This window comes from Roseovarius salincola (assembly GCF_026891095.1).
GTDB lineage: Bacteria > Pseudomonadota > Alphaproteobacteria > Rhodobacterales > Rhodobacteraceae > Roseovarius > Roseovarius salincola.
Map to the genome: position 1 here is coordinate 1 of NZ_JAPTNL010000016.1, position 11,479 is coordinate 11,479.

Sequence of the window (11,479 nt, forward strand, 5' to 3'; positions counted from 1 at the left end):
CATCGCTGTATCGTCCGTTCTTCATCGTAAATCTCCTCAGATATCTTGCCGAGAAAATTCTACTTTTGAACACCACTGATTTTCGGGGGGATTACCCCTCCACCGAACCACCGGGGGCGCACCAGATGCAGCCCAAAAATCGCCGCCAGACTCCGCGCCCCAAGCACCGGATTCGCCCCGGATTCCCCGATCTGTACAAAACGTTCCGCGAAGGCCCCGATTTTGGTACAAAACCGGCGTACAAAACGGACGTTTTGTACGCTCTCAACCGGCCTTGGCCTCCATGCATTGGCGCCCGTCAGGGCCGCGCACCCAGGCGCTGCCATCGCCCTTCCAACAGAGCTCGGCCGCCTCGAAATGCATCAGCGGCGCGGTCGCCCGGAAGGCGAAGGTCTTGAGCGCCCCAAGTTCGCGTTCGGCCAGCAGCATCAGCAGTTGTGCCAGCAGCGGGCCATGCACCACAAGCCCGGCGTAACCCTCGATTTCCTTCGCATAATCAATGTCATAGTGGATACGGTGCCCGTTGACTGTCAGCGCCGAATAGCGAAAGAGCAGGGTCGTGTCGAAGCGGCGCGTCTCGCAGATATCCTCGTCCGTCCGTGCCATTTTCGGCGTGCTTGGCGGCGCATTCGGGTCCGGGTCCTCGCGGTAAACAAGGTCCTGCCAGTCGGTCACGCAGAGCCTGTCCCCCTGCCGGATCTCATGACGCAGCGCGACAAAGCCCAACGGCCCGCTACGCCCCGTCTTTCGTTCGGATTTCTCCTTGTAAGTCAATCGCTTGGCCGGTTCTCCGGCGCGCAGCGGCGCGTGAAATTCCAACCGCCCCCCGGCCCACATCCTGCGCGGCAAGCCCATGTCCGGGATCACCCCGCCCACCTTCGGATGCCCATCTCTGCCAAGCATTTCAGGGGTTTGCGGGTCCCAGAAATACAATTGATGAAAAAACGGCGGCAACGCATCCCCCGCCTCGAGGCCCGGAGTCTGCCCCAGGCTCGCCTGCATCGCCCGCGCCCGCGCCGGGTCGATCATGTCGGGAATGGTCTGGATCGGATTATTCATTCGTCTTCGCCAAGTTATTGATTTTGTTCCCGTAAATGACGGCCCAGCGGCGCGGCGTCAACCGGTTTCGGCGCGCAGCGCCTCCATTTTGCCGGTCAGAACCTTGCGGTAATGATCATTGGTCAGCTTGCCTTCGGCGTCGAACTCATTCCCCGCCGCCGCCACGCAAAGCATCGGCCCATGCAGAACACGCGCCTGCAACGGCACAAGGCAGCTCAGTACCATGAACTGCCCGGTTTCGCCCCCGGTACGCCCGGCATTCGCCGACATCACCACCGTCGGCCTGCCCTTGAACGGCATCCCCTCGACCCGGCTGATCCAGTCGAAGGCATTCTTCAGAACCCCGCTGATACCCTTGTTGTATTCAGGCGAGGAAATGACGATTGCGTCAGCGTTTTTTACTTGTTTTGCAAGGGTTTGAACAGATTCCGGAACGCCCTTTTCGGCCTCCAGGTCGCCGTCGTAGAGCGGCAGGTTCAGCTCGCCCGTGTCGATTGTCGCAGGCCCGAAAACGGTCGCCGCCTCGGCCAGAAGCATGCGGTTGTAAGAGCCTTTGCGCAGTGAGCCGGAGATCGTCAGCAGCGTGGGGTTCGCCATGGAATGTCCTTTCGTCGTCGGAATGTCCCGATGAATCTGGCACAATCACCCGCCAAGACAACCGCTCTCGCCGCACACGCCCTGTTCGCCGCCGATCAAAGCACAACCCCCGGACGCGGCGGCATCCGGGGTTTGCGGTTTTGTTACGCGTTATGAACGATTTACCAGTCGTTCGGGCCCTTCTCGGAAAAGGCATGCACGAGGAAGTCGATGAAGGCGCGCACCTTGGGCTGGGTGAAGCGGCCCGGCGGATAGACCGCGTAAATACCCTGCGTTTCGACTGGAAGATCGGGAATGACATCCTCGACAAGCCCTTCCTGCATCGCCGTGGCGTAAAGGAAACTGGGCAGATAGGCGATCCCGAGGCCCGATATCGCCGCATTGAGCAGCGATTGCCCGTCATTGACGGAAAGCCCGCCAGCCGTACGCACCTGCCGCTTTTCGCCCGATGGCGCTGTCAGCTTCCACACCGACCCGTTGGTCTGGCTGGAGTAATGCAGCAGCTTGTGCTCGTTGAGGTCATCAATCTTCTTGGGCCGGCCATAGCGCTCCAGGTAAGCGGGGCTGGCGATCATGCGTTTGGTGGTGTCGGTCAGCTTGCGTGCCCGCAACGTGCTGTCCTCCAGCTCGCCGATGCGCACCGCCATGTCGAAACCTTCCGAAATCAGCTCCACATAGCGGTTGTTGAGCACCATGTTGACCGAGATATCCGGGAATTCCTCAAGAAACGTGCCCAGAACCGGGCTGAGGTGATTGACGCCGAAATCCGTGGCGACAGAGATACGCAGCAGGCCCGAGGGCGCAGATTGCATCGAACTGACCAGCGCATCCGCCTCGCCCGCATCGTTGAGCACCCGCAACGCGCGGTCGTAATAGGCCAGGCCGATCTCGGTCGGGCTGACCCGTCGTGTAGTCCGGTTCAACAGGCGCGCCCCAAGACGCGCCTCCAGGGACGAAACATGCTTGGAGACAGCCGATTTCGAGATTCCCATCTTGCGCGCAGCGTCGGTGAATCCTCCTTGATCCACGACGGTCGCGAAGGCCTCCATTTCGGTAAGGCGATCCATACTCGATACCTCTATTCGTTTGACAAGGACCGTTATCAGCGGAAATTCGGGCACAACTGCGGCATCGGGCCGACAATATCTGGGTTTTGTTCAGGATCGTTCGTGGCACGGAAACAAGAGAACAAACGTTTCCGTTTGAGCGACCAAGGTCAGAGCGCCGCCGCCAGCCGGGTGCCCTGATCGATGGCCCGCTTGGCGTCAAGCTCGGCCGCCACGTCCGCCCCGCCGATCACATGCACCGTGATCCCCCGCGCTTCCAGTGTATCGGCAAGACGTCGTTCGGGCAGTTGTCCCGCGCACAGGACGATGGTGTCGGCCTCGATCAGGGCGCAAGAGGCATGCGTCGCGCCGTGACTGATGTGCAGCCCGTCGGAATCGATGCGTTCATAATTCACGCCGCTCATCATCTTCACCTGCTTCATGCGCAAGGTAGCGCGATGAATCCAGCCTGTGGTCTTGCCAAGGCGCTTGCCGGGGCGTTCGTCCTTGCGTTGCAGCAGCGTGACCTGTCTTGCGGGGGGCTCGGGGCGCGGGCCTTCGGGGGCCAGGCCGCCGCGCACCTCGGCAGGATCGCCGACACCCCATTCCTCTTTCCATTCGGCCAGATCCTCGGTGGGGCTGGAACCTTCCTGGACCAGGTATTCCGCCACGTCGAAGCCGATACCGCCTGCGCCCACGATGGCCACGCGCCGACCCACCGGCGCCTTGTCGCGCAGGACGTCCACATAGGAGAGCACATTGGCCCCGTCCTGACCCGGTATGCCCGGATCGCGCGGCAGAACGCCGGTGGCGATGATCACCTCGTCAAAGCCCGCTAGATCATCCGCGCTGGCGCGGCACCCCAGTTTCAGCGTGATGTCGAGCTCGCGCATCATGGTGTCGTACCATGCGACCAGCCCGTGGAATTCTTCCTTGCCGGGGATCTCACGCGCCATGTTCAGCTGCCCGCCGATGCGGTCGGCCTGATCAAACAGCGTCACCGTATGGCCACGCGCGGCGGCGGTCATCGCCGCGGAGAGGCCGGCGGGCCCCGCGCCGACGACACCAATGGATTTCGGGCGATCGGTCGGCGTGACCGCCAGTTCGGTTTCATAGCAGGCGCGGGGATTGACCAGGCAGGTTGAGATCTTGCCGCTGAAAGTGTGGTCAAGGCAGGCCTGATTACAGGCGATGCAGGGCGCGATCGTGTCAGCCCGCCCGTCGGCGGCCTTCTTCACGAAATCCGGGTCGGCCAGGAAGGGGCGTGCCATCGATACCATGTCGGCACAGCCATCGGATAGAACATGTTCTGCCACCTCGGGTGTGTTGATTCGGTTCGAGGTGATGACCGGGATCCCGACCTTGCCCATCAGCTTGCGGGTGACCCATGTGAAGGCTGCGCGCGGGACGGATGTGGCGATGGTGGGAATGCGCGCCTCATGCCAGCCGATCCCTGTATTGATGATGCTCGCCCCGGCGTCTTCCACGGCCTGGGCCAGTTGGACCACCTCGTCGAAGGTCGATCCCTCGGGCACGAGGTCGATCATCGACAGCCGGTAGATCACGATGAAATCGCCGCCAACGGCCTCGCGGGCGCGGCGCACCACTTCGACGGGGAGGCGCATGCGGTTCTCGTAAGCGCCGCCCCAGCGGTCGGTGCGTTTGTTGGTGTGGGTGACGAGGAACTGGTTGAGGAAATAGCCCTCGCTGCCCATGATCTCGACCCCGTCGTAACCGGCCTCGCGGGCGCGGGTTGCGGCGGTGACGATATCGGCGATCTGTTTCTCGATGCCTGCCTCGTCCAGCTCCCTTGGCGGGAAAGGGGATATGGGCGACTTGACGGGGGAGGGAGCGACGCAATCGGGGCTGTAGGCGTAGCGGCCGGCATGCAGGATCTGCATGGCGATGCGCCCGCCGGCGTCATGCACACGGTTGGTGACATGGCGATGATTGGCGATGTCCTGATCGGTGTAAAGTCCTGCGGCACCTGGAAAAACCCCGCCCTCTGGATTGGGAGCCATGCCGCCCGTGACCATCAGGCCGACGCCGCCGCGCGCGCGGGTGGCGTAGAATTCGGCGACGCGGTTCCAGTCTTTCGTTTCCTCGAGCCCGGTATGCATGGAGCCCATGAGCACGCGGTTCCTGAGTGTGACATGGCCCAGGTCGAGCGGGGCGAGAAGGTGGCTGTAGTCGGTCATGGCGGCCTCCGGTATTTGCCGGGCAGGATGGCCGGGCGGGCGGCGATTGTCACCAGGAACGCTGCGTTAAGCGGGCGGCCCGTCATTTGCGGCGCCCGGCCCGCAACGGTCCCGGCAGCGGTTCGGTATCGCGTTGGTCTGACGTCGGTATCACGTCGGTATTGCGCGCGGCCGGATTCAGCGCGCCGAGGCGGCCCAGTCCCAATACATCTCCTGCACACGCCGGGTCAGCGGGCCGACCTGATACCGGGTGTCGTCAAAGGCAGTGACCGGCGTGACCTTCATCATGTTGCCCGAGAGGAACACCTCGTCGGCGTCGTGGAAATCCTGAAAGCTCATCACGGTCTCATGCACCTCGACCCCGTCGGCGCGCAAGTTCCGGATATGGCGTGCGCGGGTGATCCCCGACAGGAACGTGCCGTTCGGGATCGGTGTGAACACGGCGCCATCCTTGACCGCGAAGACATTGGCGGTGGCGGTCTCGGCGACATTGCCAAGCGCGTCGGCAACCAGCGCGTTGCCGAATCCGCGTGCCTGCGCCTCGGCGATCATCCGGGCGTTGTTGGGATAGAGGCAGCCCGCCTTGGCGTTGACCACGGCGTCCTCGAGGACGGGACGGCGAAAGCGGGTGCGGGTAAGCGTGGTCGAGCTGCCCGGCGGCGCCATCGGCGTGGCCTCGAGGCAGATGGCGAAGCCGGTGCCGCCGTCGCGGTCCGGCATCACGCCGAGCGGGCCGCCGCTGATCGACCAATACATCGGACGGATATAGACCGCCGCTCGGGAATCATAGGCGGCAAGCCCCTCGTGGATGATCTGCACCATGTCTTCGGGCGTGACGGTCGGCTTGATCATCAGCGCTTCGGCGGAGGCGTTCACCCGCGCGCAATGCAGGTCGAGATCGGGGGTCAGCCCATGCGCATAGCGCGCGCCGTCGAACACGGTCGTGCCAAGCCAAGAGCCGTGATCCGCCGCGCGCATCACCGCAAGGTCGCCATCATGCCATGCGCCATCGAAATAGGTGCGGATATCGGTGCCGACTGCCATCTTCGTCCTCCTGTTCAGCGCGCGCAGCCTAGGCCGGTTGCGCGGGAGGGTCCAGAGGCGTTGAGCGAGGGATGGCGCGCCTGTGGCGCGCGCGAAAGCGAGGGGCCAGCCCCTCGCGCTCCCCGGGATATTTTCAAACAGAAGAAGGGGTCAGGGTGCCTCGGCGAGGAGCGCGTCGAGATCGAGCGGGCTGTTGGTCATCGCAAGCTGGCCATCGGGATCGCGCGGCCAGTCCTTTGGCGGTCGGTCGCGGTAAAGTTCGACCCCGTTGCCATCGGGGTCGCGCAGGTAGATGGCTTCGCTGACGCCATGGTCGGCGGCGCCGTCGAGGGTGAGGCCGCCGGCGAGAACGCGGCGCAGCGCATCGGCGAGCTGCGCGCGGTCGGGATAGAGGATCGCCGCGTGGTAAAGGCCGGTGTGGCCCTTCGGTGCGGGCGTTCCGCCGAGCGAGTCCCAGGTGTTGAGGGCGATATGATGGTGATAGCCGCCCGCGCCGAGGAAAACGGCGCTGGCGCCCCAGCGTTGCTGGATGCGAAAGCCGAGCACGCCCGCGTAAAAGCCGATGGCGCGGTCGAGATCGGCGACCTTGAGATGGACATGGCCGATCCGGGCCTGGGGGTGAATTTCCGTGGTCATGGCGCGACCTTTGCATCTGTGCGACTGATGAAAAAAGAGATGGGCATTTATCGCTGTGCGCGCAATTACGCAGAATCTGGCATTTCCTGTGCCAGAACGCACAGATGGCGCGATCAGTAGGGGTGTTTTGGCCCGCGATCCGAAGACAGGCTTTGCTGGCGTGTGGCCACGAGGTGTTCGATCGCGTCGGCGAGGTGGATTTCGGCGATATGGTGATCGCCGCGCGCGACGCGGATGCGGTGGGCCTCGATCATGACATCGGCATGGCTGCACCCGTACGGGGGTTCGAACCGGTAGCAGGCGAGTTCGATCAGGAGGCCCATCGGGTCCTTGAAATAGATCGAATCCATGAAGCCGCGGTCCTTGGGGCCGGAATGGGCGATGCCACGCTCATCGAGGCGTTCGACCGCCTGCGAGAAACTTGCGTGGCTGACATTGAAGGCCAGGTGATGCACGCAGCCCGGATCGGTCGGGGTGCGTTTTTGGACGGCTGTGCGGGTCTCGTTGGTGAAGATGGTGATCAGCCGCCCGTCGCCGGGATCGAAATAGAGATGGCCCTCGTCGGGGTCATCGAGATTGGGTTGGTCGAAAATGAACGGCATGCCGAGCACCCCTTCCCAGAAGTCGATACTGGTCTGGCGGTCGGCGCCGGTGAGGGTGATGTGATGCACGCCTTGGGTTTGCAGTTTGCGCATGGCCGTGAACTCCTTTTTGCAAGACTAGGTCGGCGCCGCCCCGTTTCGCAAGGCGATGAGGGGGCGGGGCGCTGCGCATAAACCATTTCGTGATTTGCATGTGAGCGCCGATTTTGCGTTTACGTACCAGGAAACAGGCACGAGCAGGATAAAGGAGACATGGGATGGCAACACGAGCGATCAACCGGCGTGCGATGATTGCCGGGGGCGCGTCGCTGTTGGCGGCGCCGGCCGTCTGGGCGGAACCCTCAAGCGGGGTGCGGCGCAACGCATCGGGTTTCGAGCTGCTTGATTGGCGTGATCATTTCGACACGCTGGAGCATGGTGCGATCGTGGCGGACACGCGCTCGCGCGCGCTGCATTTCTGGTCGGCGGATGAAAGCGTCTATCGGCTGTTCCCGACATCGGTGCCGCGCAGCCCGGAACTGACGAAGCTGGGTCTGACGCGGATCGTCAAGAAGGTCGACGGCCCCTCCTGGACTCCGACGCCATCCATGCGCGAACGCGACCCGTCACTGCCCGCGACGGTGCCACCCGGCCCCGAGAACCCGATGGGCACCCATGCGCTGCATCTGTCGTGGCAGTATTATCGCATCCACGGCACCCATGACACGCGCAAGATCGGGCGAAAATCATCTGATGGATGCATCGGCCTTTACAACGAGAAGATCGCCGAGCTTTATGAGCTGACCGAGATCGGCACGCAGGTGCGGCTGATCTGAGGGGCGGGGCGGATCGCGGTGGCCCGGGTCACACCCGGGCGCCGACCATGCCCGCGATCTCGTAGGTCTTTTGCAGGATCGGCGTTGCGATCGCGCGGGCACGTTCCGCGCCCTCGGCGAGGATGCGGTCGATCTCGCAGACATCCTGCATGAGGCGGCCCATTTCGGTTGAGATCGGCGACAGCTTGTCGACTGCGAGATCGGCGAGCATCGGCTTGAATTCCGAGAAGGATTTGCCGCCCGCATCGCGCATCACCTGATCCACGCTCTGATCCGAGAGGGCCGCGTAGATATTGACGAGGTTGCGCGCCTCGGGGCGGTTCTCGAGGCCGGTGGCATCAAGGGGGAGCGGCTCGGGGTCGGTCTTGGCCTTTCGGATCTTCTTGGCGATGGTGTCGGAATCGTCGGTGAGGTTGATGCGGCTCATGTCCGAAGGGTCGGATTTCGACATCTTCTTGGTGCCGTCGCGCAGGCTCATGACCCGCGTGGCGGCGCCTTCGATCACCGGTTCGGTGATCGGGAAGAAATCGACGCCGTAATCGTTGTTGAACTTGATCGCGATGTCGCGGGTCAGTTCGAGATGCTGTTTCTGGTCTTCGCCGACGGGCACGTGGGTGGCGTGATAGACAAGGATATCGGCAGCCATCAGCGCCGGGTAGCCGAAGAGCCCCAGGCTGGCCTGTTCGGCGTTCTTGCCGGCCTTGTCCTTGAACTGGGTCATGCGCTTCATCCAGCCCATGCGCGCGACGCAGTTGAACACCCAGGCCAGTTGCGTGTGTTCGGGCACCTGGCTTTGATTGAACAGGATCGATTTCTGCGGGTCGATCCCCGAGGCGATGAAACCGGCGGCCAGTTCGCGGGTGGCGCGGCGCAGTTTCCCGGGTTCCTGCCAGACGGTGATCGCATGCAGGTCGACCATGCAGAAGATCGACTCGACCCCTGCGTTCTGGCTGTTGGCGAAGCGCTTGAGCGCGCCGAGGTAGTTGCCGAGCGTCAGGTTGCCCGAAGGCTGGATCCCCGAAAAGACGCGGGGCGTGAAGACCGGCTCGGTCATGGCTCATCTCCGTGGTGGATTTCCGTGCCAGCCTCGCTTACCCATGGGTCAAAGCCCCGTCAAGGAGAGCCCCGCATGAGCAGTCCCCGTTCAGACCATCCGGTCAACCCGTTGCCCCCCGTCGTGGTCGCGTTGTTTCTGGTCATCATCGGCATCGAGGCGGTGTTCAACCTGGGAACGCGGGGGCTGATCGGCGGCCCCGAGGCCGTCGGGTGGCGGCAGGGTGCTATCCAGGATTACGGGTTCAACAGCGATATTTTCGGCTGGATGGTGCAGAACAATCTCTGGCCGGTCGCGCATTTGAAGCGGTTCGTGACCTATATGTTCCTGCATGGTTCGTTCACTCATGCGCTGTTTGCGGGTGTGATGCTGCTGGCATTGGGCAAGTTCGTCGGCGAGGTCTTTGCGCAATGGGCGGTGCTGGTGCTGTTCGTGGTGTCGGCGGTGGTGGGCGCAGTGGTGTTCGGACTGGCGACGCCCGAGCAGCAAAGCTGGCTGGTCGGCGCGTTTCCCGGCGTCTACGGGCTGATCGGGGGGTTCACTTACCTCATGTGGCTCAAGCTGGGGCAGATGGGCGCACAGCAGTTCCGGGCCTTTACCCTGATCGGGGTGCTGATGGGGTTGCAACTGGTCTTTGGCCTGATCTTCGGGGCGAACCGGATGTGGCTGGCGGATGTGACCGGGTTCGCCGCCGGGTTCATCCTGTCGTTTTTCCTGGCGCCGGGGGGATGGGCGCGGATCCGCGCCAAGATCCGGCACCGTTGAGCGACACCGCCGCCCTCAGCGGCGCAGCGTGGCGCGGAACTCTGACAGGTGGAACGCGCCGATCAGGTGGCCGATCCCGAAATAGCTGACCATCCCCGTTCCGATCAGCGCCAGAAGCGCCAGCCAGCGCAGGCCCGCAATGCCGAAGAACGGCACCAGAAGCACGCTTGCCCCCCAGATGATGACCCCCATCAGCGCCGAGGCAACAAGGATGCGCCAGACACGGTAACGACAGCGATCGTCAAAGCGGGCGACCTCGCCATAGCTGCGCGCGCCGCGGACAAGCAGCCAGAGCATCACCCAGCCCGCGACGGTGGTGGCGATGGCGGCGGCGATCCAGCCGATCACATAGGCCAGCCCGATCGCCACGGCGGCATTGACGATCATCGCCACCACCGCATAGCGGAACGGGCTTTTGGTGTCCTCGCGTGCGAAGAACAGGGGTTGCAGGATCTTCTGAAGAACAAAGGCCGGGAGGCCCAACCCATACACTGCGACCGCAAGCGCCGTGGCGGCGGTGTCGTCGGTGCCGAAGGCGCCGCGCTCGAACAGGACCGAGACAAGTGGCAGCGGCACCGCCACCAGCGCCACGGCGCAGGGCACGGTCAGCGCCAGCGATATCTCGACGGCGCGGGAATAGGCCGCGCGCGCGCCCTTGTGATCGTCGATCTTGAGACGGCGCGAAAGATCGGGCAGCAGCACGATGCCGACGGCGATGCCCACCACGCCAAGTGGCAACTGGTAAAGGCGATCCGCCGAATAAAGCCAGCTTACGGCCTTGTCGTAATTCGAGGCGACCTGCTGCCCGACCAGCAGATTGACCTGCATGACCCCGCCTGCCAGCGCGGCGGGAATCGCGATGCGCACAAGGCGCGCCATGTCCGGGGTCCAGCGTGGGCGCTCGGCCCGGATGTGGAACCCGGCGCGCGCGGCGGCGATCCAGACCAGCGCAAGCTGGGCCGCGCCGGCGAAAGGGATCGTCCAGACAAGCGCATCCGCCACCGGACCCTTTGTCATGGCGGCGAAGGTCATGGCGGCGATGAGCATGACATTGAGCAGGACAGGGGCTGCGGCTGCGGCGGCGAAACGGCCCGTGGCGTTGAGCACGCCCGAAAAGAGCGCCGCGAGCGAGATGAACAGGATATAGGGAAAGGCGATGCGCCCGAAGGCGACCGTCAGATCGAACCGCTCGTCCCCGGCAAAGCCTTCGGCGGTGGCCCAGACCAGAGCGGGCATGAACAGCATCGCAAGACCGGTGAGCGCCAAAAGCACCAGCGCCAGCCCGGACATGGCTTGGGAGGCGAATTTGACGTGATCCTCATCGCCCTCGTATTTCTTTGAAAACATTGGCACAAATGCCGCGTTGAAGGCGCCTTCGGCAAAGAAGCGGCGAAACATGTTGGGCAGGCGGAAGGCGGCCACATAGGCATCCATCAAGGCACCTGGGCCAAGAAAATTGGCGATCAGAACATCGCGCACAAACCCCAGTATTCGGCTGAGCAAGGTCCATCCGCTGACAGTCAGGACACCGGAAAGCAGGCGGACGGGTCTCATGTACGGGCCTTTGATTGCGCTGGTTCCGGCAGGCTTAGCGGATCGGGGTCGCAGGCGAAAGAGGCATCAGCAGCGCAGGAAGGATGGTACAAAACGCACGAAACAACCC

At 63.5% G+C, this 11,479-nt stretch carries 11 protein-coding genes; 2 read left to right on the plus strand and 9 right to left on the minus strand.

Annotated features, from left to right (window positions below; genetic code table 11):
* Nucleotides 1-264: 264 nt before the first annotated feature.
* From N5A93_RS15340 to N5A93_RS15370, 7 genes are all read right to left on the minus strand, one after another.
* Nucleotides 265-1,059 (minus strand): HTD2 family dehydratase, encoded by a 795-nt coding sequence (locus N5A93_RS15340; RefSeq protein ID WP_268955976.1) that lies wholly within the window; start codon nt 1,057-1,059, stop codon nt 265-267.
* Between the two features lie 57 nt (nt 1,060-1,116).
* Complete coding sequence (locus N5A93_RS15345; RefSeq protein WP_268955977.1) at nt 1,117-1,656, minus strand: NADPH-dependent FMN reductase; 540 nt, start codon at nt 1,654-1,656, stop codon at nt 1,117-1,119.
* A gap of 161 nt (nt 1,657-1,817) precedes the next feature.
* Entirely contained in the window at nt 1,818-2,723 is a 906-nt protein-coding gene (locus N5A93_RS15350; RefSeq protein WP_268955978.1) for a LysR family transcriptional regulator, read from the minus strand.
* 149 nt (nt 2,724-2,872) lie between these two features.
* Nucleotides 2,873-4,900 carry an NADPH-dependent 2,4-dienoyl-CoA reductase gene (locus N5A93_RS15355; protein WP_268955979.1) on the minus strand — a complete coding sequence of 676 codons (2,028 nt, stop codon included), beginning with the start codon at nt 4,898-4,900 and terminating at the stop codon, nt 2,873-2,875.
* Nucleotides 4,901-5,077: 177 nt separating this feature from the next.
* Complete coding sequence (locus tag N5A93_RS15360; protein ID WP_268955980.1) at nt 5,078-5,944, minus strand: branched-chain amino acid aminotransferase; 867 nt, start codon at nt 5,942-5,944, stop codon at nt 5,078-5,080.
* Nucleotides 5,945-6,094: 150 nt separating this feature from the next.
* Nucleotides 6,095-6,580 (minus strand): VOC family protein, encoded by a 486-nt coding sequence (locus tag N5A93_RS15365; protein ID WP_268955981.1) that lies wholly within the window; start codon nt 6,578-6,580, stop codon nt 6,095-6,097.
* Nucleotides 6,581-6,693: 113 nt separating this feature from the next.
* Nucleotides 6,694-7,275: a VOC family protein gene (locus N5A93_RS15370; RefSeq protein WP_268955982.1), complete on the minus strand. Its 582-nt coding sequence runs from the start codon at nt 7,273-7,275 to the stop codon at nt 6,694-6,696.
* Between the two features lie 164 nt (nt 7,276-7,439).
* Between N5A93_RS15370 and N5A93_RS15375 the strand changes: the two genes are divergently transcribed.
* The gene (locus tag N5A93_RS15375) at nt 7,440-7,997 is read left to right on the plus strand and encodes a L,D-transpeptidase (RefSeq protein WP_268955983.1); all 558 of its coding nucleotides are present in this window, start codon (nt 7,440-7,442) and stop codon (nt 7,995-7,997) included.
* Nucleotides 7,998-8,025: 28 nt separating this feature from the next.
* Here N5A93_RS15375 and trpS read toward each other — a convergent pair whose 3' ends face one another.
* Nucleotides 8,026-9,051 carry a tryptophan--tRNA ligase gene (gene trpS, locus N5A93_RS15380; RefSeq protein WP_268955984.1) on the minus strand — a complete coding sequence of 342 codons (1,026 nt, stop codon included), beginning with the start codon at nt 9,049-9,051 and terminating at the stop codon, nt 8,026-8,028.
* A 75-nt stretch (nt 9,052-9,126) separates the two neighbouring features.
* Between trpS and N5A93_RS15385 the strand changes: the two genes are divergently transcribed.
* The gene (locus tag N5A93_RS15385) at nt 9,127-9,816 is read left to right on the plus strand and encodes a rhomboid family intramembrane serine protease (protein ID WP_268955985.1); all 690 of its coding nucleotides are present in this window, start codon (nt 9,127-9,129) and stop codon (nt 9,814-9,816) included.
* A gap of 15 nt (nt 9,817-9,831) precedes the next feature.
* Here N5A93_RS15385 and murJ read toward each other — a convergent pair whose 3' ends face one another.
* Complete coding sequence (gene murJ, locus N5A93_RS15390; protein WP_268955986.1) at nt 9,832-11,370, minus strand: murein biosynthesis integral membrane protein MurJ; 1,539 nt, start codon at nt 11,368-11,370, stop codon at nt 9,832-9,834.
* Between the last annotated feature and the right edge of the window lie 109 nt (nt 11,371-11,479).